The 26,564-nt window shown below is 53.8% G+C and carries 27 protein-coding genes; 11 read left to right on the top strand and 16 right to left on the bottom strand.

All coding sequences use genetic code 11. The features are described from left to right. Positions 1-114 precede the first annotated feature (114 nt). Together RJ38_RS12025 and murI are read left to right on the top strand one after the other, a co-directional pair. Entirely contained in the window at positions 115-1,029 is a 915-nt protein-coding gene (locus tag RJ38_RS12025) for a lysophospholipid acyltransferase family protein (RefSeq protein ID WP_052245358.1), read from the top strand. Positions 1,030-1,055: 26 nt separating this feature from the next. Next, a complete protein-coding gene (gene murI / locus RJ38_RS12020) occupies positions 1,056-1,868 on the top strand; it encodes a glutamate racemase (RefSeq protein ID WP_039019125.1) in 813 nt (270 codons plus the stop codon). 101 nt (positions 1,869-1,969) lie between these two features. On the opposite strand, the gene RJ38_RS12015 is transcribed toward murI, so the two are convergent. Further along, complete coding sequence (locus RJ38_RS12015; protein ID WP_039019124.1) at positions 1,970-2,677, bottom strand: hypothetical protein; 708 nt, start codon at positions 2,675-2,677, stop codon at positions 1,970-1,972. A gap of 124 nt (positions 2,678-2,801) precedes the next feature. On the opposite strand from RJ38_RS12015, the gene argC reads away from it, so the two are divergent. The 7 genes from argC to RJ38_RS11980 all read left to right on the top strand — a co-directional run bounded on the left by argC (position 2,802) and on the right by RJ38_RS11980 (position 8,900). Then, complete coding sequence (gene argC, locus RJ38_RS12010; RefSeq protein WP_039019209.1) at positions 2,802-3,830, top strand: N-acetyl-gamma-glutamyl-phosphate reductase; 1,029 nt, start codon at positions 2,802-2,804, stop codon at positions 3,828-3,830. Between the two features lie 39 nt (positions 3,831-3,869). Further along, entirely contained in the window at positions 3,870-4,316 is a 447-nt protein-coding gene (gene ccmE, locus RJ38_RS12005) for a cytochrome c maturation protein CcmE (protein WP_039019123.1), read from the top strand. Between the two features lie 100 nt (positions 4,317-4,416). Next, complete coding sequence (locus RJ38_RS12000; protein WP_039019122.1) at positions 4,417-5,031, top strand: holin-associated N-acetylmuramidase; 615 nt, start codon at positions 4,417-4,419, stop codon at positions 5,029-5,031. 1 nt (position 5,032) lies between these two features. Then, a complete protein-coding gene (locus RJ38_RS11995; protein ID WP_039019121.1) occupies positions 5,033-5,596 on the top strand; it encodes a holin family protein in 564 nt (187 codons plus the stop codon). A gap of 84 nt (positions 5,597-5,680) precedes the next feature. After that, positions 5,681-7,648, top strand: coding sequence for a heme lyase CcmF/NrfE family subunit (locus tag RJ38_RS11990; RefSeq protein ID WP_039019120.1), 1,968 nt, complete (start codon positions 5,681-5,683; stop codon positions 7,646-7,648). Then, positions 7,648-8,097: a cytochrome c-type biogenesis protein gene (locus RJ38_RS11985; RefSeq protein ID WP_039019119.1), complete on the top strand. Its 450-nt coding sequence runs from the start codon at positions 7,648-7,650 to the stop codon at positions 8,095-8,097. Before RJ38_RS11990 ends, RJ38_RS11985 begins: the two co-directional genes overlap by 1 nt. 26 nt (positions 8,098-8,123) lie before the next feature. Continuing rightward, on the top strand, positions 8,124-8,900 hold the full coding sequence (locus tag RJ38_RS11980) for an enoyl-CoA hydratase-related protein (RefSeq protein ID WP_039019118.1): 777 nt from the start codon (positions 8,124-8,126) through the stop codon (positions 8,898-8,900). Here the strand turns inward: RJ38_RS11980 and RJ38_RS11975 are convergent. From RJ38_RS11975 to gltX, 5 genes are all read right to left on the bottom strand, one after another. Then, entirely contained in the window at positions 8,842-9,651 is an 810-nt protein-coding gene (locus RJ38_RS11975) for a hypothetical protein (RefSeq protein ID WP_039019117.1), read from the bottom strand. The two genes, RJ38_RS11980 and RJ38_RS11975, sit on opposite strands and share 59 nt — an antisense overlap. Before the next feature lie 31 nt (positions 9,652-9,682). After that, complete coding sequence (locus RJ38_RS11970) at positions 9,683-10,207, bottom strand: DUF2087 domain-containing protein (protein ID WP_039019116.1); 525 nt, start codon at positions 10,205-10,207, stop codon at positions 9,683-9,685. Positions 10,208-10,407: 200 nt separating this feature from the next. Next, entirely contained in the window at positions 10,408-10,824 is a 417-nt protein-coding gene (locus RJ38_RS11965; RefSeq protein WP_039019115.1) for a hypothetical protein, read from the bottom strand. Positions 10,825-10,945: 121 nt separating this feature from the next. Then, positions 10,946-12,241, bottom strand: a complete 1,296-nt coding sequence (gene gltA, locus RJ38_RS11960) for a citrate synthase (RefSeq protein WP_039019114.1) — start codon at positions 12,239-12,241, stop codon at positions 10,946-10,948. A 75-nt stretch (positions 12,242-12,316) separates the two neighbouring features. Then, on the bottom strand, positions 12,317-13,756 hold the full coding sequence (gltX, locus tag RJ38_RS11955) for a glutamate--tRNA ligase (RefSeq protein WP_039019113.1): 1,440 nt from the start codon (positions 13,754-13,756) through the stop codon (positions 12,317-12,319). A 145-nt stretch (positions 13,757-13,901) separates the two neighbouring features. Here gltX and RJ38_RS11950 point away from each other — a divergent pair, with 145 nt between their 5' ends. Then, a complete protein-coding gene (locus tag RJ38_RS11950) occupies positions 13,902-16,022 on the top strand; it encodes a ComEC/Rec2 family competence protein (RefSeq protein WP_039019112.1) in 2,121 nt (706 codons plus the stop codon). Here RJ38_RS11950 and lexA read toward each other — a convergent pair. The 8 genes from lexA to RJ38_RS11910 all read right to left on the bottom strand — a co-directional run bounded on the left by lexA (position 16,016) and on the right by RJ38_RS11910 (position 22,561). Continuing rightward, positions 16,016-16,708, bottom strand: a complete 693-nt coding sequence (gene lexA / locus RJ38_RS11945) for a transcriptional repressor LexA (RefSeq protein ID WP_039019111.1) — start codon at positions 16,706-16,708, stop codon at positions 16,016-16,018. The genes RJ38_RS11950 and lexA overlap by 7 nt on opposite strands. Positions 16,709-16,844: 136 nt before the next feature. Further along, positions 16,845-18,017 (bottom strand): molybdopterin molybdotransferase MoeA, encoded by a 1,173-nt coding sequence (locus tag RJ38_RS11940; protein ID WP_039019110.1) that lies wholly within the window; start codon positions 18,015-18,017, stop codon positions 16,845-16,847. Further along, positions 18,014-18,907, bottom strand: coding sequence for a GIY-YIG nuclease family protein (locus tag RJ38_RS11935; RefSeq protein WP_039019109.1), 894 nt, complete (start codon positions 18,905-18,907; stop codon positions 18,014-18,016). The genes RJ38_RS11940 and RJ38_RS11935 overlap by 4 nt, the downstream gene beginning before the upstream one ends. Further along, the gene (gene moaC, locus RJ38_RS11930; RefSeq protein ID WP_039019108.1) at positions 18,904-19,398 is read right to left on the bottom strand and encodes a cyclic pyranopterin monophosphate synthase MoaC; all 495 of its coding nucleotides are present in this window, start codon (positions 19,396-19,398) and stop codon (positions 18,904-18,906) included. Before moaC ends, RJ38_RS11935 begins: the two co-directional genes overlap by 4 nt. Next, entirely contained in the window at positions 19,398-20,210 is an 813-nt protein-coding gene (gene trpC, locus RJ38_RS11925; RefSeq protein ID WP_039019107.1) for an indole-3-glycerol phosphate synthase TrpC, read from the bottom strand. Before trpC ends, moaC begins: the two co-directional genes overlap by 1 nt. Positions 20,211-20,266: 56 nt before the next feature. Further along, a complete protein-coding gene (locus RJ38_RS11920; protein ID WP_039019106.1) occupies positions 20,267-20,908 on the bottom strand; it encodes a uracil-DNA glycosylase in 642 nt (213 codons plus the stop codon). After that, entirely contained in the window at positions 20,908-21,924 is a 1,017-nt protein-coding gene (gene trpD / locus RJ38_RS11915) for an anthranilate phosphoribosyltransferase (RefSeq protein WP_039019105.1), read from the bottom strand. Before trpD ends, RJ38_RS11920 begins: the two co-directional genes overlap by 1 nt. Positions 21,925-21,952: 28 nt before the next feature. Then, positions 21,953-22,561, bottom strand: a complete 609-nt coding sequence (locus RJ38_RS11910; protein WP_039019104.1) for an aminodeoxychorismate/anthranilate synthase component II — start codon at positions 22,559-22,561, stop codon at positions 21,953-21,955. A gap of 228 nt (positions 22,562-22,789) precedes the next feature. Between RJ38_RS11910 and RJ38_RS18185 the strand changes: the two genes are divergently transcribed. Next, positions 22,790-24,325, top strand: coding sequence for a divergent polysaccharide deacetylase family protein (locus tag RJ38_RS18185; RefSeq protein WP_052245357.1), 1,536 nt, complete (start codon positions 22,790-22,792; stop codon positions 24,323-24,325). Positions 24,326-24,331: 6 nt separating this feature from the next. Here the strand turns inward: RJ38_RS18185 and RJ38_RS11900 are convergent, their stop codons facing one another. Then, positions 24,332-24,922 (bottom strand): hypothetical protein, encoded by a 591-nt coding sequence (locus RJ38_RS11900; protein WP_039019103.1) that lies wholly within the window; start codon positions 24,920-24,922, stop codon positions 24,332-24,334. A gap of 94 nt (positions 24,923-25,016) precedes the next feature. After that, positions 25,017-26,528, bottom strand: a complete 1,512-nt coding sequence (gene trpE, locus RJ38_RS11895; protein WP_039019102.1) for an anthranilate synthase component I — start codon at positions 26,526-26,528, stop codon at positions 25,017-25,019. Positions 26,529-26,564 lie beyond the last annotated feature (36 nt).

The raw sequence follows: 26,564 nt of genomic DNA, 5'->3' as shown, positions 1-26,564 counted from the left end.
CCCGTTTTCTGGGATGATAGGGGGCGGTTTCGTTTCATTTATTGTCGCATTTCCTACAAACTTCTGTGACAAGGTGGCGTGAACCCTTTTGTGTATTCCTTTGGAGGGCCAGAAATGCCTCGCCGTAAGCCTTTTAAATCCGTGAAAATCACCTCTGCGCAACGTGAAGTCGCCCGTGACATCACCTATGCGCGATCCGCGCAAACCCGTGGTGGGCGGGCCGTGATCCGAATGTTGGAAAACGCAACGGGCCGTATCAATCTGATCAAGCGTGCCAAGGGATATGACGACGAAGTTGCGGCAGGGCGTAACTTTTGGGACGTGATCCCAGAACGTTATGGGCTGACGCTGGATGTGGTGGGCGGAAGCCTGACCAACATTCCTGCAAATGGCCCTTTGATCCTGGTTGCCAATCATCCCTATGGTATTCTTGATGGCATGATGATGGGGAATATTCTGTCACGCATGCGCGGTGATTTTCGTATTCTGGCACATAAGATTTTTCGCAAGGCAGAAGATCTGGATCGTGTCATTCTGCCGATCAGTTTTGACGAAACAAAAGAAGCCGTGAAGACCAATCTTGAAACCCGCAAAACGGCGTTGAACTATCTGGCCGACGGTGGGGCGATTGGGATTTTCCCAGGCGGAACAGTGTCCACGGCCCAAAGCCCGATGGCGACGCCGCTTGACCCGGTGTGGCGCAGCTTTACGGCGAAAATGATTGCGAAATCGGGTGCAACCGTGGTGCCCGTCTATTTTGATGGTCATAATTCGCGCCTGTTTCAGATCGCTTCGCATCTGCATTACACCCTGCGCATGGCGCTTTTGATCAAAGAATTCAGGCGTCGTGTGGATGAACCCGTGCGTATTGTCGTGGGCAAGCCTATTCCCCAGGCGGAACTTGACAAATATGCCCGTGACCCGAAAGGCATGATGGATTTCCTGCGCAAGGCGACATATGAACTGTCACCGAAACCTATCGCATCTGGCGACTTGGGATTTGAATTTGAAGAAAACCACCGGGCCTAAAAGGCTTGGATATTTGGGGTAAGATCATGGCAGTAGGTATTTTTGATTCTGGACTTGGCGGGCTGACAGTGCTGGAAGGCGCTGCAAAAAATCTGCCAGATCAGGCCTTTGTGTATTATGGCGACCATGCCAACACACCCTATGGTGTGCGCAGCGCCAATGATATCTTCAGCCTAACCAAATCCGCGACAGAACGCCTTTGGGATGCTGGCTGTGATCTGGTGATCTTGGCTTGCAACACCGCATCCGCGGTGGCTTTGCGCCGTATGCAAGAAGAGGGCCTGCCAAAGGGCAAACGCGTTCTAGGCGTGTTTGTCCCATTGATCGAAGCCCTGACCGAACGCCAATGGGGCGACAATTCCCCACCGCGCGAAGTTGACGTCAAGCACGTGGCGCTGTTTGCGACGCCTGCGACCGTGGCCAGCCGGGCGTTCCAACGTGAACTTGCCTTCCGTGCGATTGGGGTGGATGTGGAAGCGCAGCCTTGTGGCGGTCTCGTGGATGCGATTGAGGATGGGGATGAGATGCTCGCGCAAGCGCTTGTCCGGTCGCATGTGGAAGCGCTGCAACGTCGTATGCCACGTCCACAAGCTGCGATCCTTGGGTGCACGCATTATCCCCTGTTGAAGGATACGTTTCAGAAGGCATTGGGCGATGATGTCAAAGTCTTTTCTCAGGCCGATGTGGTTGCGAAAAGTCTTGCTGACTATCTAACACGTCATCCAAATATGACAGGCACGGGGCAAGAAAACCTGTTCCTAACCTCTGGCAACGCAGCGCGGGTGTCCGACAAGGCAACGCAGTTCCTAAAGCGTGAAATCAGTTTCCAAGCTGGTTAGGCAAAAGGGGCCGGTCATTTGTATTCCCTTAACAGAGATGCTATATAGACAGCAGCATAGGAGAGATATTTATGTCCGGACCACTACCACCCATCGTATGATCAAGCGTTGATATCTGGGGTTTCCCCAGTATCTTCAGTATGTTGTAGCGCGTCTTTTGATGCGGGTAAGGGGGCGACTTTCTTAAGGTCGTTTTCGATACGCTCAAAGATATGCGCAGTCCGTTTACCGGCTTTTAGGCTGTTCACCATCTCTATGCGGCTTTTCAAGACGTCTTGCCCGATCTGTTGTAACCCATCTAGGGCCGCTTCTTTACGTGGCACAGACAGGGCCACGAAAGCATCACTTCCAAGCTTTTCATAGTAACGATAGAACAGGCGCGAGTGATCAAAGAACCGATCACAGGCCACGATTTGCGACGGTTGAAGGCGCCGACGCACGGCGCGATAATCTTCATAGGTCGGGTCATTGGCTTCGAAGGCGATGAAAGGGCGAAAGTTGTCACCATCAGCGCGAATCTGGGATTTCAACGCTTCAAGCCGCTCTGGACTCGTTGTGTCTTCTACGCTTTTTCGGTCGAATTCGGCATGGATCAACATATCAATGACGACTTCGCGAAAATGGCGTCTTCGATCACGCAAAGCCCGATAATTTGTCCAAAAAACGCCCAAAACACGGCCTGCCAATGCGATCAAAGCGCCAATGGCCAGAACCGCCATCGCGCCAATGAGACTACGACTGTCTAAGGCCAGAAGGCTTTCAATCAATCCACTGGCGTCGGTTTCGGGGGATTTGGAAAACCAGGACATGAATACTCCACATAAATTTAGTTTTCACAATAAGACTACCATCGCAGGCGTGACAAGAGTGTCGCGTTGACGGGGCGGGGCAAAACGAATAGCCAGAACAAGAAGACATGAAATGGTGGCGGAAATGACCCATAAAATCGCAATTCTCGGCGCATCTGGTTATACGGGTGCGGAACTTGTTCGACTGATTTCAACTCATCCTGAGATGGAAATCGCAGCCTTGGCTGCGGAACGAAAAGCCGGAATGGAAATGCGAGACGTCTTCCCACATCTGCGTCATCTGACGCTGCCAACCCTTGTAAAGATTGGTGAAATAGACTTTTCGAAGATTGATCTGTGTTTCTGCGCCTTGCCGCATAAAACCAGTCAGGAAGTGATCAGCGCTTTGCCAGCCCATCTAAAGATTGTGGATTTGTCAGCCGATTTCCGTCTGCGTGACCCTGCGGAATATGAAAAATGGTACGGCAATCCACATTCGGCCGTCGAGATGCAAAAAGAAGCGGTCTATGGCCTGACGGAATTCTACCGCGACGACATCAAAAACGCGCGTCTGGTTGCGGGCACCGGGTGTAATGCGGCGACAGGGCAGTTTGCTTTGCGCCCCTTGATCGAAGCCGGTGTGATCGATTTGGACGAAATCATTATGGACCTGAAATGCGGTGTATCCGGTGCCGGGCGCGCGTTGAAGGAAAACCTTCTTCATGCGGAGCTGTCCGAGGGCTATCACGCCTATGCGCTTGGTGGCACCCATCGGCACTTGGGCGAGTTTGATCAAGAATTCTCTGCGATTGCAGGACGCGATGTGAAGATACAATTCACGCCACATCTTGTGCCGACAAACCGTGGAATTCTTGCGACATGTTACGTTAAGGGTGATGCGCAAGTCATTCATAATACTTTCGAAAAAACATATGCGAATGAGCCATTCGTTGAGGTTTTACCGCTTGGAGAAGCGCCTTCAACCAAACATATTCGCGGATCCAATTTCTGCCATGTCGGTGTGGTTGCTGATCGGATCGAGGGGCGAGCAATCGTGGTGGCCGCGTTGGACAATCTCACCAAGGGCTCATCCGGACAAGCGCTTCAGAATGCGAACTTGATGCTGGGGATTGAAGAAACAACAGGCTTAATGTTGGCCCCGCTCTTTCCGTAATTTGCAATTTTACCAACCTTGTAAAAGGCAGGCAGTGACATGAAATCATTGGAGAAAAAACGCCGCATTCAGGTCGTTGTGATCTCGTTTTTAGCGATTGCGGGCATTCTTGTGGCCTTGGCATTCCTACCAAAGGACGCGTTTCAATACTTTAAATCCCCCTCAGAAGTCTTGGCAGAACCACCACGTAACGGCGAAGTGTTTCGCATGGGCGGCTTGGTTGCCGAAAGCACATTGATACGCGGCGAAGGCTTGGAAGTTCGGTTTTCCGTGACTGATGGCGGCGGCACAGTGCCCGTGATCTATGTGGGGGTGTTGCCTGACCTTTTTAAAGAAAACCAAGGCATGATTGGTACAGGTTCCTATGTGGATGGAACCTTCGAAGCCACTGAAATTCTTGCCAAACATGACGAAGAATATATGCCAAAGGAAGTTATCGACGCTTTGAAAGAACAAGGCGTGTATCAGCAAAACGAATCCGAGTAACCTTGGGTATGCACCCTGCGTACGGTGCAATTTATGTGAATTAACCCTTCACGGTAACGATGACCTCAGAAACGCAAATCAGTTGCTTCGGAGGTCTATTATGCGTGAAGTTCGCCAGTTAGCTATGGAAATTGTGGCCCGTGAAGGCGGTTATGTGAATGACCCTGATGATCCGGGTGGGGCCACGAAATACGGTGTGACGCTTGGGACATTACGTCGGCTTGGGCTGGATAAAACCGGCGACGGTCGTCTGACAGAGGCTGATGTGCGCAGGCTAACACGCGCAGATGCGGTCGAAATTTACCTACGGCATTATTTTCAAGCACCGGGTATTGATAGGTTGCCGAAAGCGCTGCAACCCTCTGTTTTTGATATGTATGTCAATGCGGGCGCGAATGCTGTGAAGATTTTGCAGCGTTTGTTGTGCCAGATGGGGCAGAAAGTTGCGGTTGATGGGGTGATCGGCCCCCAGACCGTGCAGGCGGCCGAAATCGCTGCTGCTGCGGCCCCGTCACATGTGGCAGATGCCTATGGGATTGCGCGCCGAAACTATTATTACCGTTTGGCGGATCAACGCCCAGCCAGCCGCAAATACGCCCGTCGTCGGGATGGCGGCAAAGGGGGGTGGATACGTCGGGCGGAAGAATTCATTTCACCGCGCTATCACTTGAACGCGTCCGAACATAGCCGCCGCATCGCGGCATGGGGGGCGTGATATGACGGTTATTGGCGACGTTTTAAATTTCATTTTTGGTGGTGGCCGCAATGTGGTTGCTGAAACTGTAGAGGTGTTTCGCGAAAACGCAGAGGCGGGTGCCAAGCGTGACGCAACAGCGCAAACTGCGGCCCTGACCCAATATGGGGCGGAATTTGCACATCCGCAAAAGGGCATGTTTGATCGTTTTATGGATGGGGTGAACCGATTGCCCCGTCCGGCCTTGGCCTTGGGAACGCTTGGCTTGTTCGTCAGCGCGATGGTCGATCCACTTTGGTTTGGGGTAAGAATGCAGGGCCTTGCCTTGGTGCCAGAACCTTTGTGGTGGCTGCTTGGGGCGATTGTGTCTTTTTACTTTGGCGCGCGTCATCAAGAAAAAGGGCAAGAATTTCAACGGTCTATCGCGCAAACCATTGCGCGCACGCCACAGGTTGTGCAGAATGCCAAGGCTTTGCAAGCCATGTCAGCGGGTGCAGGCGGGGGCATGCGTGAAAACCGAAACGGTGATGATGCCACCAGTGACAACCCGGCCTTGCAGGATTGGCGCAACAGTCGCGATCATTAGTGCACAACCACCTGCGACAGTGCTGCACATCACAAGTTTGGGGAATCTCTTTCGGCCAGGCGTCAGGCGGTGTAACTTGCGCGCATGTATATAGAACTTGGCCATCTCGCCCTGATCCTTGCGCTGCCTGTCGCATTGGTTCAAATGATCCTGCCCATGATTGGGGCGCAACGAAATGATGCGGTGCTGATGCGCGTTGGCGCGCCGGCAGCGATGATGCAGTTTTTACTGGTATTGATCGCATTTTTCGCACTGACATGGGGGTTTATTGTCTCTGATTTCTCACTGAAATTGGTGACGGTGAATTCGCATAGTGCCAAGCCGATGCTGTATAAAATCAGTGGGGTTTGGGGCAATCATGAAGGGTCCGTCCTGCTGTGGGTGTTGATCCTTGCCTTGTTTGGGGCGGCGGCTGCGGTGTTTGGCCAAGACCTTCCGATGCGTTTGAAATCACGTGTGCTTTCGGTGCAGGCAGCGGTTGGCGTAGCTTTTCTATGCTTTATTCTGTTTACCTCTAACCCCTTTATTAGGCTGGAGTTTCCGCCGTTAAACGGGCAGGGGTTGAACCCGCTTTTGCAGGATCCTGGCCTCGCGTTTCATCCGCCATTTCTTTATCTCGGCTATGTTGGGCTTTCGATGGCGTTCTCCTTTGCTGTGGCTGCCTTGCTTGAAGGGCGCGTTGATGCGGCTTGGGCGCGCTGGGTGCGCCCTTGGACCTTGGCGGCCTGGGTTTTCCTGACCATCGGCATCGCGCTAGGGTCTTGGTGGGCCTATTATGAGCTTGGCTGGGGCGGGTTTTGGTTCTGGGACCCTGTGGAAAACGCATCTTTCATGCCTTGGTTGGTGGCCACTGCTTTGCTGCATTCCGCCATTGTCGTTGAAAAACGCGAGACCCTGAAAAGCTGGACGATCCTTTTGGCGATCTTGGCGTTTGGCTTCTCGTTGATGGGGACGTTTATCGTACGATCCGGTGTTTTGACCTCGGTGCATGCTTTTGCAAATGATCCAGAACGCGGCCTGTTCATCTTGGTGATCTTGGGCGTGTTCATGGGCGGTGCGCTGACATTGTTCGCGGCACGGGCCCATGTCATGGAAAGCAAAGGGATTTTCGCCTTGGTCAGTCGCGAAAGCGGGCTTGTTTTAAATAATGTCCTTTTGGTGATCGCAGCTTTCGTCGTTTTCGTCGGCACGATCTGGCCCTTGGTGTCAGAGCTGGCTTTCGACAGGCCATTATCCGTGGGCGCGCCATTTTTCAACACGGCATTCACACCTTTCATCTTGGGGCTAAGCCTGTTTTTGCCCATTGGCGCACTGTTCTCTTGGAAGCGCGCACGTCTGGGTCGCGTTGTGAAAACCCTGGCGTTGGCAGGGCTTGTCGCGGTTTCTGGCGCCATTCTTTTGTGGGCAATGCAGACGGAACGCTCGGCAATGGGGCCGGTTGGATTGTTCATGGGTCTTTGGATCGGATGTGGCACTGTGACCGAACTTTGGCAGCGCTCTGGTGGGAAATTCCGGCGTCTTATACGACTTCCCGGGGCTGATTGGGGCAAGTTTGTCTCGCATTCCGGCTTTGGCATCGTGATCTTTGGCATTGCCGGGTTGATGGCTTGGGAAGTGGAAGACATCCGCATTGCCCAAATCGGAGAAAGCTTTGACGTTGGCGGGTTTGACATCACATTGGAAGCCGTGGACGAAATTCAAGGGCCGAATTATTTCGCGACCCAAGGTATAATGCGTGTGAAACGTGATGGGCAAGAAATCGCAGTTCTGCATCCTGAGCGTCGCCGTTATCCGGTGGCCGGCATGCCGACGACGGAAGCGGGCATCGCCAATGGGATCGCGCGAGATATTTACCTTGTGATCGGTGACGCCCAAGTTGGTGGCGGATATACCGTGCGCAGCCATATCAAACCGTTTGCCAATTGGATTTGGGGCGGTGCGATTTTTATGGCGCTTGGCGGTTTCTTTTCGTTGTTTGACCGGCGCTTGCGGGTTGCTGCAGGGCGGCGATCAGGTGCGGCGGGCAAAATGACGGCGGTTGCGGGGGAATGATGCGTTATTTATTTTCAATCTTGTTGATGCTGGTCTTAACCGTGCCAGCCATGGCCGTTCAGCCAGAAGAAATGCTGGCTGATCCACTGTTGGAAACGCGGGCGCAATCGCTTGATAAGGTCATTCGTTGCGTGCAATGCCAAAGCGAAAACATTGCATCATCCAACGCTGATTGGGCAAAAGATGCGCGTGTCATGGTGCGTCAGCTTTTGACAGAAGGGCGCGGCGACCAAGAGATCATGTCCTTCTTTGTTGAACGTTACGGCGAACGCGTGTTGATGACACCACAGCTGAACGGCAGCAATTTAATCCTTTGGATCGCGGGGCCTTTGATGTTGCTCTTGTCGTTTGCTGGGATATTCCTATATTCAAGACGTACTAAACCAAACAGTTCAGATATATTGACGGCGGAAGAAGAAGCACGCTTACAAGAGCTGCTAAAAGATTAACCGCAGGCATTCACCAGGAGAGAAACATGGAATACGAAACCATCCGCTTCAAAGTTAAGAACGATGTGGCGGTCCTGACGTTGAACCGCCCAGACGCGAAAAACGCTTTGAACACCCAGATGCGCGCGGAAATTTTACACGCTATTAAAGCCGCTGAACAAGCCGCACGGGCGCTGGTCATCACCGGGCGCGGCGCAGTTTTCTGCGCAGGTCAAGATCTTGGCGATCAGGCCCAAATCGCAAACATCGATTTGGAACGCACGTTGCGCGAAGAATATGACCCGCTGTTTCAAGCGATTTTTAACTGCCGTATTCCAACCGTGTCCGCGGTCAATGGGGCGGCTGCTGGTGTGGGGGCAAGCCTTGCTTTGGCGACGGACGTTGTGATCGCCAGCGAGACAGCGGTGTTTGTTCAAGCCTTTTCCAAAATCGGCCTGATGCCGGATGGGGGCAGCACCTGGTGGTTGCCGCGCCAGGTTGGATCTGCCCGTGCTATGGGGATGGCGCTGTTCGCGGAACCGGTGACGGCCCAACAGGCCGCCGACTGGGGTATGATTTGGGAAGCCGTGCCCGATGCCGTCTTCGCTGATCATTGGCTAAATCGTGCTGAGCAGCTTGCCGCTGGGCCGACGAAGTCATTCCGCCAGATCAAGACAGCGATACGCGGTTCATGGGAAAACACCCTTGAAGCGCAGTTGGACATCGAAGCAAAATTGCAAGGCCGCTGTGGGCAAACCCGAGACTTTAAGGAAGGCGTTGTGTCGTTTCTTGAGAACCGCAAGGCGACGTTTGAAGGCCGCTGAGCGCGGCTTTTCGGCGGGCAGCCGGAATATAGAACGCCCAATGCCCGTCGTTTGACATGAAGTCCAGGTTGCGGAAGCTCCAATGATGGGTTGCCTCGCCGTTTGTTTCAAGCAAGAGCCAAGGCAAGGTCATATATCGGTAATTATTTTGTAAGATGCGCCCCGGCGAGATCCAATAGCTGTGTTTGAATGACCTACCTGTGGGGTCGATGATGCAGGCTTGATCGCCTGCGATCGCCTTGGCGCGGATCGAGATGTAATGCGATAAAGTGAAAACACTAACGATTGCCAAGACTTGGACCGTCCCAATAAACGCAAAAGGAATGCGCCAAGCTTTTAAGTTTTGTGGCCATGCTTTTGGTGGGGTGAAAAAAAGCAACAACGCGCTGATGACCCAAGACAGAAATGCGACCATCAAGGGCGTCGTCTGAGCGCTGCGAAGCGACAAAAAGGATTGGGTTGAAATCCATAAGAACAAGAAAACAATCGCCAAAGCGATCCAACCTAAGGAAAGCCAGTGCTGTATTGGTTTCTTGCGCCCCGGTGCGAATAGAAATTGCGTCATCCACGGAAGCAGCATTAGGCCAAATGCGATCCAACTGCCCCCATTTGAACTGCGGGTCAGCGAGGCAAATGCCGCACCGAATGCGAAGGCCGTGATCGTAACTGAAAATGCGATACGGTGATAAACGGGATTGTTGCGCAGACACCAATATGTCAGCGCAACAAATATTAAAATAAACCAAAACATGCGCCTAATTTGAACGCAGTGGTTCAGGCAATCAAGTCGATTTCCGACCACGCATGTCACGGATCAATTGCAGCGCATCGGATGGGGGCTTTTGCTCAACCCGATAGTAGGCACGGCCATCGGTTTCACGCCGGGCAAGCCCATGGTCAATTAATGAACGGCGCATCAAAACGTGATCGCCGAACCCGCTTCCCGATTTTAGGATTTCGTTGATGCGCGGTTCCGATATGGCAACGCCTGGGGGCAGGTCAGCCCAAAAGACCCAAAGACACAATCCTTGAACTTGGGTTTGTTTCGGCCACCGGATCATGCTGCCGTGTTCATCAAAGACGCGCAATGCCCGCTTCATGGGCAAAGACTGTTTCGGCGGGGCTGGGTTCGATGCGGGGTTCGCGGCCTTTAGGCTTTGGTGGTTCTTCTGTCCCGCTGCCTTGGCAATTAAACCGAGCAGAGACAGGTGACTTGGCATTTGACTGGACGTGGACAGATGTGCCCGCAAGGTTTTCGTGAATTGGGACAGGTCTTCGATAAAAAGCGAAGTGGTATCGCGTGACATAGATGCATCCTTTGCAACTGTGCGTGGCCCGTTGGGGTGTCGATGGTCGCCCTTGTCAACGGCACAAAGCAAAGTGGTGTGCGGTCTTAATCTAGCAGGTTTAGCGTGGGAATGCCCCGGCGACGCCTCGGTGAACTGTGGACCGTGACGTTAAACTAACGTTGGACGCGCAAGAGAGCAATCAGCAATTTGTGGAATAATTATGGAACACTGTGCAGATCGGCATAGACGTGACCATTGGCGAACTCACCACGCCAGAGATATCGTGTTGAATGTTCAGCCTGCATGAGAATCTGTTTCATGCCGCGCATATCCATCCAGATGTTGATTTCGCTGCGCTCGGCCACCCATGTTGGTGGTTTCAGATCCATGCGATCAACGAAATGGATATATCCTGCGGTGACATTTGAGCTTGGGCTGGGCTTCCCGTGCAACCGGATGGAATAGAGCGATTTTGAACCCGGGTCAGTGATAGAGGGCTGGTAACCCGCCGAGATCAAGGTGTAGCCTTCGACAATCAATATTTGGCGCGGCGCGAGAAAACGGTTCGGAATTTCGGGAAGGGCGGCTTCTGGAAGGGATTTCAGAATGGCTTCAAAAATTGTGTCACTGGACATGTTACACCTCAACAAAATGGGATTGATAACAGGGCTAGATGATCGAGTTGAACAAAAGATGTAAAAAGCAAAAAGCCCGCCGATAAGGGCGGGCTTTCTGTTGAAAATTTGATTGTTTAAGTTAACGTTTTTCGACGTCAACATAATCACGACTGGTTTCGCCTTGGTACAATTGACGCGGACGGCCAATCTTCTGGCCTGGATCACCGATCATTTCTTTCCACTGGGAAATCCAACCCACGGTGCGCGACAATGCAAAGATTGGCGTGAACATAGATGTTGGGAAGCCCATCGCTTCTAGGATGATGCCTGAGTAGAAATCCACATTCGGGAACAGCTTCTTCTCGGCGAAATACGGATCAGCAATGGCGGCTTTTTCCAGCTCTTTGGCGACCTGCAGGATCGGATTGTTTTCAACGCCAAGCAGTTCCAGAACCTCATCCGCTGACTGTTTCAGCACCGTCGCGCGTGGATCGAAATTTTTATAGACGCGGTGACCAAAGCCCATCAGGCGGAACGAGTCATTCTTGTCTTTTGCACGTGCGATATATTCAGGAATGCGATCAACCGTACCGATTTCCTTCAGCATCTCAAGGCAAGCTTGGTTCGCACCACCGTGGGCAGGACCCCAAAGGCAGGCAATACCAGCGGCGATACAAGCAAACGGGTTGGCCCCGGAGGACCCTGCAAGGCGCACGGTTGAGGTGGATGCGTTTTGCTCATGATCCGCATGCAGCGTGAAAATGCGATCCATGGCACGTGACAGGATTGGGTTCACTTCATAATCTTCCGCAGGCACGGCAAAGCACATGCGCAGGAAGTTAGAGGCGTAATCCAAGTCATTGCGTGGATACACAAATGGCTGGCCCGTAGAGTATTTGAATGCCATCGCAGCAATGGTGGGCAGTTTGGCGATCATACGCACAGAGGCGACTTCGCGTTGCTGTGGATCGGTAATATCAAGGCTGTCATGGTAGAACGCGGACATTGCGCCAACCACACCGGTCATAATCGCCATAGGGTGGGCGTCACGACGGAAACCACGGAAGAAATTCATCATCTGTTCATGCACCATTGTGTGGCGCGTGACGCGGTTTTCGAATTCTTCTAGGTCATTCGCGGAGGGCAATTCACCGTAAAGCAGCAGGTAACAAACTTCGAGATAGTGAGATTTTTCAGCCAGCTGATCGATGGGATAACCACGGTGCAGCAGTTCGCCTTTTTCGCCGTCAATAAACGTAATGGTCGAATCACAAGCGGCGGTTGACGTAAAGCCAGGATCATAGGTGAAAACATCGCCTTCAGCGTAAAGGCGACGGATATCAATAACATCAGGGCCTGCAGTCGGGGAATAGATGGGCAATTCAAGCTCTTTATCACCAAAGCTTAGCTTTGCGGTTTTCTTCGTATCGGACATTCTATTCCCTTTCCTGTGGTGGATGCCGCCGCGGACCGGGGGCATCTCTGTATTTGTGCTGCGTCTTATATAGGCTTACGTGTCGCTACCTTCAGCGGCATCACGCAAACGTGCGCATGTTTCCTCACGTCCAAGCACCAACATCATGTCAAAGACACTGGGTGTTGCAGCCCGTCCGGCCAAAGCCGCACGCATGGGTCCCGCGAGTTTTCCGAATTTCATCTCTCGCGCCGCACAGAAATCATTTGCGCAGGCTTCAAGATCATCCCGAGACCAACTAGCATTTTGCAGCTGCGGCGTCAATTCTTTCAGTATACTACGGGATACATTATCAAGATGTTTCGCGGCTTTTTCTTCGACCTCAATAGGGCGTTTAATCAGATTAAAGTGTGATTTAACAATAATATCTGCGAACTTCTTCACGTTGTTTTTGATCGCATCAAGGCCTGGTGTAATCGCGGAAATCTGATCACTATTGAACGCAACGTCACTTTGAAGGTCTGCCCAATCTTTGATTTCATGCAGCAGTGCAGCATTTTCAGATGCCGCAATGTGTTGGCCGGATAAGTTTTCCAGCTTTTTGAAATCAAACCGGGCTGCCCCTTTGCCGATGCCATTGAAGTCGAACCAGTCCAGCGCCTGAGCATCTGAGAAGAATTCGTCGTCTCCGTGGCTCCACCCCAGGCGGGCCAGATAGTTGCGCATTGCGGCAGCAGGATAACCCATTGCTTGATATTCTTCCGCGCCCAAAGCCCCGTGGCGTTTCGACAATTTCTTGCCGTCTTGACCATGGATCAGTGGAATATGCGCCCAAACGGGCACCTCCCAATCCATGGCGGCGTAAACCATCGTTTGACGCGCGGCATTGGCCAGGTGGTCATCCCCCCGGATCACATGGGTCACGCCCATATCATGGTCATCAACAACGACTGCAAGCATGTAGGTCGGCGTACCATCGGAACGTAAACAAATCATGTCATCCAGCGTCGTGTTTTTGAACGTGACGTCGCCTTGCACCTGATCTTGGATCAGTGTCACACCTTCGCGCGGGGCTTTGACACGGATCACAAAGGGTAAATCTGGGTGATCTGCCTCTGGGGTGTCGCGCCAGGGCGATTGAAACAATGTTGAACGGCCGTCTTCCTTCGCCTGATCGCGAAAGGCCTGAATCTCGTCTTGGGTGGAAAAGCACTTATAGGCCTTGCCGCGTGCCAACATATCATGGGCGACTTCGGCGTGGCGTGGGGCGCGTTCGAATTGGCTGACTGCTTCGCCGTCATAATCCAGCCCCAGCCAATCCATGCCGCGCAAAATGGCAGCATGCGCTTCTGGGGTGGAACGTTCGCGGTCTGTGTCCTCGATGCGCAATAGGAATTTTCCACCACGTCCACGGGCGTAAAGCCAGTTAAACAAGGCTGTGCGCGCGCCACCAATATGAAGATAGCCAGTTGGCGAGGGGGCAAAACGGGTGACGACGGGGCGATCAGATGTGGATGCAGATGTAGTGGCGTTCATAACGCGTTAACCTTTCTGAGATTAACTTGCTGTTAGGCATAAGGAAGAGTTGCCCGGTTTTACGGGGCGTGGCGCTTCAAAACAAGCCCGTCAAACAAGTTCCAAACGGTTTTGGGCATGCAGATCATAATAATGAGCAAACAACGTGTGGCATAACATCAGTTTTTCTGCAGCAATTGCACGTCAGCGCGGCACATTGTTCCCCTGGAGCGCCGTATTCTTGGGCATCGGCGTGGCAATTTATTTCAACGTGAGGTTCGAACCCGGGCAGACAGTGTTATTCGGGCTGGCTGTGGTGACGGTGCTGTGCTGCCTTGGGGCGCGATTTGGGTCAGAAACGATGTCGCCCATGTTGGCGGCTGCCGCATTCATTGCATTTGGTGTTTTACTATCTGCGGCACATGCCCATTGGTCGCGCGCCCCGGTCCTGGGGTATAGATATTACGGGCCGGTCGAAGGATTTGTTGTGGCTGTGGATCGGTCGCAATCGGGAAAAATCCGAATGACCCTGGATCGGGTGGTGTTGAAAAACACGTCGCCCGCACGCACACCAGAACGGGTGCGCATTTCATTGCATGGCGATGCCGACCCGGATGCACCGTCCAAATACGAGGGGTTTGTGGCACTGATGCCTGAGCCAGGACAACATCTGGTTTTGACCGCGAATCTGTCGCCTCCGCCGGGCCCAGCTGAACCGGGAGGCTTTGATTTCCGCCGCTTTGCTTGGTTTAAGAAACTGGGGGCGATTGGATACAGCCGAACCCCCGTCTTGGAAATAGGCCCCACCGAGACACACGGATTTTGGCTGCGCATTGAACGTTTGCGCGGGCATCTATCGACGTTGGTACGGGCGCGTATTCCTGGCGAAGCGGGGGCATTTGCAGCGGCAATCACAACAGGAGATCGGTCCGCGATGTCGCGTGAAACAACGGATATGTTGCGCGCCTCTAACCTGTCGCATCTCTTGGCTATTTCTGGTTTGCACATGGGATTGATGACGGGGTTTGTCTTTGCATGCCTGCGTTTTGCGTTTATTTTGATCCCAGGGGCCGGCTTGCATTGGCCTGTACGCAAACTGGCAGCAATTGGCGCCTTGATGACGGGGGCGGTTTATCTCGCGCTGTCGGGCGGAAATGTCGCGACGGTACGGGCGTTTATCATGATCAGCGTGTTGTTCGTTGCCGTGCTTTTGGGGCGGCGGGCATTGACCTTAAATGCGGTTGCATTGGCGGGGTTGATCGTCTTGCTGATCAACCCCGAAGCCTTGGTTGGTCCGGGGTTCCAGATGTCATTCGCTGCCACGACCGCATTGGTCTTTGTATTCGGGACATTGCGCCCGCATGCGGGGCAGTCGCGCATTCCAGCTAGGTTGCGGCCGGTCTTTGCTGTTTTTGCCTCGTCATTTATCGCGGGTGCGGCGACGGCACCGGTGGCTGCAGCCCATTTCAATCAGGTGGCCCAATATGGCCTGCTGGCCAATGTCCTATCGGTGCCGGTGATGGGGATGATCGTTGTACCGGCAGGGGTCATGGCATTGCTGCTTGAGCCGGTCGGATTGGGTTGGGTCGGTTTTTGGGTGATGGAGATGGGGGTGCGATGGATCCTCTGGGTGGCGGATTTTGTTTCGGGATTGGATGGGGCGGTTTGGAAAGTGATTACGCCTCAGAAAACGGTGCTGCCGCTGATCTTTCTCGGCGCGTTGTGGTATGCGCTTTGGAAGGGTGCTGCGCGGCGCATCGGGCCTGTGGTGATCATCATTGGTATGATATTATGGGGTCAGACAGATCGCCCAGCCGTGATTGTCGCGCAAAGTGGGCGCACCATGGGTGTGATGACGCCGGATGGCCGCGTAATTTCTAAGCCGCGTGGGGATGGTTTTGCAGTGCGAAATTGGTTGGAGAATGACGGCGATCCGGCCCTGCAACAGGAGGCAGCGTCACGTGACGGGCTTGTGAATGATGCGGGGGTGACGGTTTTCCATCTGGGCGGCGAGACCATCGCAATACTGGCGGGCCGCGGTGCGAAAGACCGGATCATAGATCTTTGGCGTGACGGTGTTTGGTTGTTTTACGGTGGAAAAATCGATGTTTTACCGGATGTTTCGGGGTGTAAGTTCTTCACGGAACGCCGCCTTAGGCACACAGGCAGCTTGGCCATCTATCCTAATCCTGATGGGGGCGGAGGCATTCACGTGGTGACGGCGGCTGAATTGGCAGGCAACCGTCTTTGGGTGCCGCGCCGTAGGGCGCGGCGACAAGATCAATAAGTGCGAATAAGCCCAACAAGTTTGCCTTGCACGGCAACCTGGCCTTCGGGTAGCATGCGCGTTTCATAGGCGGGGTTGGCCGCTTCCAAAGCGATCATATCGCCTTTACGGCGGAAGCGTTTCAGCGTCGCTTCATACCCTTCAATCTGGGCCACAACGATATCACCGTTTTTGGCCGACATGGTTTCCCGAATGACCACGACATCGCCGTTGTTGATGCCCGCGTCGATCATTGAATCGCCTTTGACTTCAAGCGCATAGTGATTGTCATTGCTCGTCAGCATCTGACCTGGAACCGCAATGTCACGTGACCCATCTTCAAGCGCTTCAATCGGTGTACCGGCCGCGATCTTGCCCATAATAGGCAGCGTCGCAATTTGGTTGCTGGCCACGGGTTGGGCATGGGGGGGCGTGTGATCAGGACGATCACCATCAATCACCTTGGGGGCAAACCCGGTGTTGCTGTCTAGTGCATCAGGAAGCTTCACGATCTCAATCGCACGGGCACGGTGGGCAAGGCGACGAATAAAGCCGCGTTCTTCCAAAGCGGTGATCAACCGGTGGATCCCAGATTTGGACCTAAGATCAAGGGCTTCTTTCATTTCATCAAAAGACGGGGGAACCCCATCGCGCTGTACACGTTTATTGATGAATGTCAGCAATTCGAGCTGCTTTTTGGTAAGCATATCAATGACCCTCTGAAGTTTATTCGCCGAAGGCTTTCGATCCTCAGCACTGCATGTTCAGGACATGTTCTAGTGTTGTTCTTGCTTTGTGTCAACTCTTTCAATGCAGCATGAGGCGTTGATCGCCTTATGCGTGCTAGATATCGATGTATTCCACCTCTGTGCCTGCGGGCAAGGCTGGGCTTGATGGGGGGATGACAGCCAATGCGTTTGCATCGGCATAGACGGACAATAAGGCACTGTCCTGACGAGAGAATATTGTCAAAGCCCCATCTTCAATCCGGCCACGCATGTAATGCTCACGTGGGCCATTCGCATGAAGATCCTCAGTCAATATCGCAGTTTTGCGCGCCATAGGGGCCGCGTCAAACCCGAGCATGCGACGCAACACTGGGATGATGAAAATATGCGCGCAGGCCATCGATGATACAGGGTTGCCCGGCAGGCCAATCATCGGCGTATTTGCGATCTTTCCGGCCATAAGGGGCTTTCCAGGGCGCATGGCCACTTTATAGAACGCGGGTTCCATTCCCATTGAGGTCGCGACAGGGCGCACAAGGTCGTGGTCCCCCACAGACGCGCCACCCAGCGTCACAATCAGGTCGGCACCTTCGCAAAGCTCAAACCCTTGGCGCAAAGAAGCCTCATTGTCGCGCGCGATCGGCAGCAAACGGGCCTCGCCGCCATGGGCTTCAATCAGTGCCTTCAAACCATAGCTGTTAGAGGCAATGATTTGGTCATCCCCAGGCGTTTCACCGGGCTGAACCAACTCGTCGCCAGTGGCAAGCAGGGCCACGATGGGTTTGCGGGTCACGGTGATATTGGCGTGATTCATGGCCGCCAATAGGGCGATGTTCCCCGGTGTTAAAATACGTGGGCCATCCAGCGTGAATCCATCGGTGAAATCATTGCCGGCAAGGCGGATATTGTCTTTGCTTTCGATCTCGACGTTCAAGGTGATGACATTGCCTTGGCGCGTCGTATCTTCTTGTATCACAACGTGATCACAGCCTTCAGGCAAAGGGGCACCCGTGAAAATACGCACGCATTGTCCGGCACGTAATTTGCCAGAATAACGCGCACCGGCAGCGCTTTCGCCGACGACCAAAAATTGTGCCTGTGGCTGAAGTTCCACAGATTTCACCGCATAGCCATCCATGGCTGAGGCGGCAAATGGCGGCTGGTTGCGTGTCGCGGCATGGGGTGCCGCCAATATACGCCCAGCCGCATCGCGCAAGGCGACCTTTTCCGCATTCAGCGGCGATACCAAAGCGAAACAGGCATCCAGTGCCTCAGAAACAGAGATCATAGGTCGTCCTTTGCAAGTTCATCCGCTTCCCATTCGGCATAGGTACGGCCATCAGATTCGAGTTTCCAGTTGGTCGGACCACTTGTTGAGCGCCCGGTAATAAATTCAGCCGCAGCGCTGGTACTTTGAAAAGCGTAATCTTTTTCAAACACGCAATGTTCGCCATCTAAGCGAATTACGCCTGTATTCTTTAGCTCTTCATACAGTCTTACGCGAATGTTGGTCTCACGTGATTTTCCTATCCATTGTTTTTGGCCTGTAGATCCAGACAAAATAATGAACTCTCCATTTATCAGGTTGGCGCGTGCATGTAGTCGATGCCGTGGGACTTTGAGCTCGAACAGCGCAACTCCATTTTGCTCTTGGCGAGGGACGCTTGAGGACGTCGCCTTGTTCAGGAACATATCCACCCGGATCGCGGGCAGAACCATTTGCAGCGTTTCCAGAAAGCTTTCCATATTCGACGTCGCCGCCTCTGACAGGCTGCTGCGCGGGGGGGTGTTGCCGTTTTCCAAGGGCATGCGACCCACTTCACGTGCAATTTCAACCAAGCGGGCCTCAAGGTATTTCGCATGGGCTTTGTGTAGGTTGTTTGCTGCAGAGGTGATGAGAATGGCCGTGTCCCACCAATCCTTCTTTGCCGCATGGCTGCGCAGCCGTTCCCCGAGATCTTCACTTTCGCCGATATACGCCAGCGGCGCACCATCACGTTCGCCCAGCAACACGTAAACGCCGGTGTATTCACTTTCTTGGCGTTGCAGGGCTTGTTTCAGCTGTGTCCGGGGCAGGCGCAGAACGTGGCCGGTCCAGTTGAAAACTTCGGCCGTCAGCATCCCATCCGGGCGGCCATCGATAAAGAAAAGCTCTAAGGATCGGCCTGCGGTGCTCATGAAGCCTCGTAGCGTCCGGATTTACCGCCGTCTTTGAGACGAACAGAAATTGCGCCGATCTCCATCGCTTTATCAATCGCCTTCAGCATGTCGTAGACGGTCAGCGCGGCGGTGGAAACGGCTGTTAGGGCTTCCATCTCGACGCCGGTTTGACCCGTTGTTTTGACGGTGGCCTCAACGCGCACGCCTGGCAGGGTTTCATCGGGCGTCAGTTCAACCGAAACTTTGGTGATTGGCAGGGGGTGACACAGGGGGATCAGGTCAGAACATTTCTTCGCCCCCATGATACCCGCCAGCCGTGCAACACCCAATACGTCACCCTTCTTGGCGCGGTTTTCTTTAACCACAGCAAGGGTTTCTGAGTGCATCTTAATGTGGCCGGCTGCTGTCGCAATACGCGAAGTCACAGCTTTATCAGAGACATCCACCATATGGGCCTGGCCGTCAGAATTGAAATGAGTCAGGCCAGAAGCATGGGTATCGTTCGTCATCACATGGCCCCTGGCATCAGCGGATTTGACAGAAGGTCACGAGTTGCAGCTTCGACATCCTCTTTGCGCATCAGGCTTTCGCCGATCAAGAAAGTGCGTGCGCCGTAACGCGCCATATCAGCCAGATCATCACGGTCCGTCAGGCCACTTTCGCAGACGATCAAACGATCGGTTGGCACCATGCGCGAGAGGGTGCGTGTGGTGTCCAGCGTGGTTTCGAATGTCTTAAGATTGCGGTTGTTGATGCCCATCAAGGGGCTTTTCAACTTGCAGGCGCGCTCTAGTTCTTCTTCGTTATGGACCTCAAGCAGCACATCCATGTCCCAAGAAAACGCAGCGTCTTCCAGTTCTTGCGCCTGCACGTCAGAGGTGGAGGCCAGAATGATCAGGATACAATCGGCACCCAAAGCGCGCGCCTCAGCGACTTGATAGGTGTCATACATGAAATCTTTACGAAGTGCGGGTAAGGATGTTGCGTTACGCGCTGCGACTAGAAATTCATCTGCGCCCTGGAAACTTGGCGTGTCGGTCAGCACGGACAGGCAGGTTGCGCCACCGTCTTCATAGGCTTTCGCCAAAACGGGTGGGTTGAAATCTTCGCGGATCAAGCCTTTGGACGGGCTTGCTTTTTTGACCTCGGCGATCAGGGCATATCCACTGTGGGCGGCCTTGTGCAAGGCGTCTGAAAACCCGCGTGTGGGTGAGGCGTCGCGTGCGATGGCCTCAACCTCAGAGATGGAACGAACCGCTTTGCGCGCGGCAACTTCTTCAAGCTTATAAGCTTTGATTTTATCAAGAACTGTCTGTGTCATAGCCAATGTTTACGCCGCGAAGACGTACCTTGCAATGGGGAATGGCAGCCGCGATGTCACGCCCAGGTGATGGGGGATTTGCCTTGGCTTTTTAGCCAAGCGTTCACGCGCGAAAATGGTTTTGAGCCGAAAAATCCTTTGCGGGCGGACAGGGGCGAAGGATGCGCGGTTTTTAGGATGAAATGGTCATTTGGATTAATGTGGGTTTCCATTTTATGCGCCTGTGCGCCCCACAGAAGAAAGGCGCAGGGGCCTTGGGACACCTCAGTCAGAACCTGTTGCGCAAGCAACTGCCAGCCCAGTTTCTTGTGGCCATTGGCATCCCCCGCAGGCACGGACAGCACGGTGTTTAACAAAAGCACGCCTTGTTTGGCCCAAGGACGTAGATCCGCGTTTATAGGCGTGGCGCCGATGTCATCCACCATCTCTTTGTAGATATTGTTCAGGGATCGCGGCAAAGGGCGCACATCCGGTTCCGCCGAGAACGCCAACCCATGGGCATGGCCCGGCGTCGGGTAGGGATCCTGGCCTAGGATCACAAGTTTCACATCCTTAGGTGCGCAAGATGTCAAAGCGGCGAAACGTTGATCCGCAGGCGGCAAAATCACCCGTGTGTCCGCCGCGATTGCGGTCTCGATTTCGGGCAATCTGTCATTGAAAAACGGCAGATGTGCCCAGTCTTTCGGGATGGTATACATTAGGTCGCAGAAGTGATGGCGGCCAAGGCTTGAATTTTGCCCAAAGCAGCACCGCTGTCGATGGATGTCGCTGCCATTTCAACGCCTTGCTTCAAATCGCTTGCGTGATCCGCAACAACCAATGCCGCCGCAGAGTTTAGCAGAACTGCATCACGATAAGCCGAGTTTTCGCCATCTAGAAGGGCTTGGAAGGCAACGGCGTTTTCTGCCGGGCTGCCACCCATGATGGCCTCAAAGGGATGTTCCGGCAGGCCCGCATCTTCTGGGTGAAGTTCACGCATGTCGACGCTGTCATCTTCCAGGGCCGCGACCCATGAGACACCCGCAATCGACAACTCGTCCGTGCCGTCAGACCCATGCACAAGCCAGGCTTTTTCCGACCCAAGTTTTTGCAAAGTCAGCGCCATAGGTTTGATCAAATCGCGTGAAAATGCGCCGGTCAGTTGGCGTTTTGCACCAGCCGGATTGGTCAGAGGGCCAAGGATGTTAAAGATCGTGCGACAGCCAAGCTCCGCACGGGTCGGCATCACATGCGCAATGGCCGGGTGGTGCATTGGGGCCATCATGAAGGCAATGCCGCATTCCGCCAGCGCGCGTTCCACCACATCCACGCCGACCATGACATTGACGCCCATTTGCCCCAGCGCATCCGCAGCACCAGATTTCGACGACAGATTACGGTTGCCGTGTTTTGCAACCGTCACGCCAGCACCGGCCACAACAAAAGCGGTGGCGGTGGAGATGTTCAGCGTGCCCTTGCCGTCACCCCCGGTGCCCACAATATCCATCGCGCCAACAGGGGCCACAACGGCGTTGCATTTTTCGCGCATAACGGCGGCGGCGGCGGTGTATTCTTCGACGGTTTCACCACGTGTGCGCAGCGCCATCAAAAGCCCACCACATTGCGACGGTGTCGCGTCGCCCTCAAACAGGATCTGAAACGCCTGACGCGCTTGATCTGCATTCAAAGGGCCATCGGCTGCGGCGTCAATCAGGGGTTTTAAAGCGTCGCTCATGTCTGTGGTCTTTCGTCTTAATCAGGGGTCAGGCTGCGGGCTGTTTCACGTCACCAGACGCAAGGCCCGGAACCGTATCTAGGAAGTTTTTCAACAGCTTATGCCCATGTTCAGAGGCAATGCTTTCCGGGTGGAACTGAACGCCGTTAATGGGAAGTTCCTTGTGGCGCAGGCCCATAATTGTGCCGTCTTCAAGCCAGGCGTTGGCCTCTAGACAGTCAGGCAGGGTTTCGCGGTCAACCACCAGAGAATGATAGCGTGTCGCGTCAAATGGGCTGGGAAGGTCTTTGAAAGCGCCGGTGTTATCATGGTGCATTTTGCCCATTTTACCATGTACGATCTCATGACAGCGCACAACGTCTCCGCCAAAGGCTTCGCCGATGGTTTGGTGGCCTAGGCACACGCCGAACAGGGGCAGTTTCGCATCAGCTGCAGCCAAGGTGAGGGGCAAACAAATGCCAGCGTCTTTTGGGGCTTTGGGGCCGGGGGATAGCAAAATCGCATCCGCACCCATGCCCATAGCTTCCTGCACATCCAGCGCATCATTGCGTTTGACGACCACTTCGGTCCCAAGTTCGCCAAGGTAATGCACCAAGTTCCAGGTGAAACTGTCGTAATTGTCAATGAGCAGCAGCATTTGGCCAATATTCCGTATTTGATGATAAATGGGGTGTGCCCCCGGATCGTCCCGCGTTATACATGTTCAGAGACAGAGCAAAGGGTCAAGCCCCGCCGGATATGCGCAGAACACATCTTTGGGAATTTCTCCAAATTGTTTCGAAAAACGCGACAAAGCAGGCATGACTTGAAACATCATAAGGCATATGGGGCGATTTTCGCGCCTGTATCGTTTTTGGGGTAATTCATGGCACGTGGAATTTTGACAGGCATGGTGGCTGGCGCACTTGTTGGGGGCACGGGGTTGGCGGTTTTATCGCTGCAAACGGATCTGCCTAATCCTGCGCTAACCCCGGAACTTTCTGAGGTAGAGATCGACGTTGTGGCGAATGTTGACCCCATTGTTGCAGAGGTGATCGTGCCTGATGTGGATGAGGCGATTGATCCCACCATCGGCACCGCAGATGCCGAGGCACCGACGGCCAATTCCACAGATGTGATCACTGACACGGATGACGCCCCGGATGATGAAATGCCTGCGGAAAACAGCATTGAGGAGAACGAGGTCGCTGTTGTTGATCCTGAGTCTGAAGACATAACACAGATTGCTGACACGGTTGTCGTCGACACCAGCCCAGAAGTTATAACGCAATCCCCATTTGTGGCACCTGTTGACGGTGCTAGCATTTCGGAAGATGCGGTTGTGCCGGGTCAAGACAAGGCGGTGGATGTCGCGTCGCCTGCGGACGCGCCAAACATTGCCGAGACCATCCCGCCAGAAGTGGCGATTGCGGAGGCCGAAGTTCAAGTCGATGTCGAAACCGCCTCTGAACAGGGACCAGGCGAGGCGGAATTCAACACAGCCGAGACCATTACGACAGAATCCGCCACGACAGACCCCGTTACAACCGACGCGAATGAGGGCCAAGATTCTAGCGCCACGGCTTCCGCTACCTCAATTGGTACAGCTGTTGGCTCGGGATTTGGGACAGCAAATGTTGGCCTAACAGATCAAGGCGGCGGGTCGCGATTGGCGACGATTGGCGCAACGCAAGAAAGTGACCTGGCACAGCAAGGCACATCAGAATCAGCCGTCGAACGGGCACCTCATGCATTGACAGATAATGCGTCGGTGTTTGAACGCCCGGTAGGTAAGGCGTTGATTGCCGTTATTTTGGTGGATTCAGGCAGTGAAGAAAACAGCGCCATACGGGATAAAATTCACACTTTACCTTTCCCCGTAAGTATCGCGGTTGACGCGGCCAATCCACAGGCAGGTGAGGACGCCGCGCGTTTGCGCGAAAACGGTTTTGAAGTTTTGGTTCAATTGGCCTTGCCGCGTGGGGCGGTTCCGTCCGATGTCGAAACGGGTTTTCTAAGTGTGAGAACCTCTATCCCCGATGCGGTTGCAGTTTTGGATGATGCTGACAGAACCATTGGCTCAGATCGTAACATCGCGACCCAATTGTCCGAAGCCCTTGTCGAAAGCGGTCACGGTCTTGTTTTGTACGATAAGGGTTTGAATACTGCGGGTCAGCTTGCGTCGCGCCAAGGCGTGCCGAACTCACGCGTATTCCGAGTTCTCGATGATCAGGGGCAAAACGCATCTACCATCCGGCGCATGCTGGTGCGCGCAGAATTCAAGGCGCAGCAAGATGGCGCGGTTGTTTTGGTCGGTAATTTGCGTGACGAAACCTTAACAGCGCTGCAAGAATGGGCACTTGATGATCGGGGCAGCAACGTTGTCCTTGCGCCTATATCTGCGGTTTTGGTGCAGCCGTAAGGCGATTTAGGAAAAGAAACGGATGTCTGCCGCAGTCGGTCTGATCAACAGACCGGGTGTTCCAGTGTCCTGCCTAGCCGTCTTTTTGCCGTTGTATTGTTTCATCATCGCATCCAGCTTTTGCACGATCTCGAGATCGCGCCCGCCAGTATAGCCATGAGGAATTTCAAGCCAGGATTCGGGCGCCTTTGGATCAAACTGGAGCCGTAAATAAACATAGGGACGGTGTTCAGATGATCCTCCTATGCTGCGGCGGGCATCATAGTGATAGGTGATATAGGACCGGACGTCGAATTCTTTGGTCTGGCGGTGGAAAAATAACCGATTGTCGAAGGTCAAGACACCGTATTTCAGATCCAGCGAAAGGGTCATATTGTGGCTGTACCACCATGCGCCGATTAATATGAAAATGATCAATGCCGCAAAGATGAAACCGCCGACAATGTCACCAGTTGGCATGCTGAAAAACGAACCAACCGGAAAAGTGTCGTACCAGACATAAGAGAATGCAATGGCTGTGCCCCAAAGCACGACTGCGATAAGGGGCTGAAAACGCCTGATAACTAGTTTGTCAGGGCTTTCGTGGATAATCTTCATACTAAAACTTACACTATCTCGGGCACTATATCGGCGACATTACCCGTTTGCCACCGTGTTGGATCATGTTGGGCCCTGTCGAAATGCCCAAATATCAACGATTGCCGCGCCCGCCGAAACGTCCAGCTTCCTCGGCCGCTTTGCGGATGGCTTTGGATTTATTGACGGTTTCTTGGTATTCGGATTCTGGGTCGCTGTCATAGACAACGCCACCACCGGCTTGGATGTAAAGTTTCTCGTCTTTCACCACAGCCGTGCGCAGGGCGATACACATATCCATGTCGCCATTGGCCGCGAAATACCCACAACCACCGCCGTAAACACCACGTTTTTCGGGTTCTAACTCGTCAATGATTTCCATGGCGCGCACTTTGGGAGCACCAGAAACAGTGCCCGCGGGCATGCCCGCAAAGAAGGCAGACAGAGCGTCCTGGTCTTCGCGCAATTCACCCACCACGTTGGACACGATATGCATAACGTGGGAATAACGTTCGATGATGAATTCTTCCGTCGGGCGTACAGACCCGACTTTCGCGACCCGACCCACATCATTGCGACCAAGATCCAGCAACATCAGATGTTCTGCCAGTTCCTTTTTATCTGCCAGAAGATCGGCCTCAAGCGCGCGGTCTTCCTCAGGGGTTGCGCCACGGGGGCGGGTGCCTGCGATGGGGCGGATGGTGATTTCATTGCCAAAGACCCGCACAAGGATCTCAGGGCTGGCACCGATCACTTGGAAGCCACCAAAGTTAAAGTAGAACATGAAGGGCGACGGGTTGGTGCGGCGCAGGCTGCGATATAATGCAAAGGGCGGCAGGGGAAAATCCTGTGTCCAACGCTGCGCGGGCACCACTTGAAAAATATCACCGGCTTTGATGTAGTCTTTCGCCTTCTCAACCGCTTGAAGGTAACCTTCGTGGGTGAAATTGGATGTCAGAGGCCCAAGTTCAGCTTCGCCGTCAAGGTCACGGCTTTCACCCGAAGCGGGGCGTTCCAGATCACGCACAGCATCCATCACACGTTCGGCGGCCTGGGCATAGGCCGCTTTTGCGGACATGCCTGAGTGGTTCCAAGCGGGGGACACGATGATCACATCACCTTTCACCCCATCCAAAACAGCCACCACAGAAGGGCGCATCATCATGGCATCAGGCAGGCCAAGCGGATCAGGGTTCACATTGGGCAAATGTTCTACATGGCGGATCATGTCATAGCCCAGAAATCCAAACAGACCAGCGGCGGCAGCTGGAAGGTCTTCGGGCATCTCGATGCGGCTTTCGGCGATCAAGGCGCGCAAACTGTCGAGGGGGGCGAGGGTTTCGTCTTCGAAACTGTCGGCATCATAACGCGCTTGGCGATTGATCCGGGCGGTTTTGCCATGGGATTTCCAGATCAGATCGGGTTTCATCCCGACGATCGAATACCGCCCACGTATTTCGCCCCCGGTGACGCTTTCTAACATGAAACTGTCCGTGCGCGCACCTGCAAGTTTGATCATAACGCTCACGGGCGTGTCGAGATCAGCTGCCAAACGTGTCCAGACGACCTGATTTTTCCCGTCATTCCAGGCTTTTTCAAATTCAGAGAATTCAGGGGTGAGGCGCATAACGTGGTCCTTGTTGCGAAATTGCTGCCCAAAAGG

The sequence above is a fragment of the Halocynthiibacter namhaensis genome (assembly GCF_000812685.1).
In the GTDB taxonomy this organism is placed as follows: domain Bacteria; phylum Pseudomonadota; class Alphaproteobacteria; order Rhodobacterales; family Rhodobacteraceae; genus Halocynthiibacter; species Halocynthiibacter namhaensis.
This window is presented reverse-complemented; position numbering and strand designations above follow the sequence as displayed.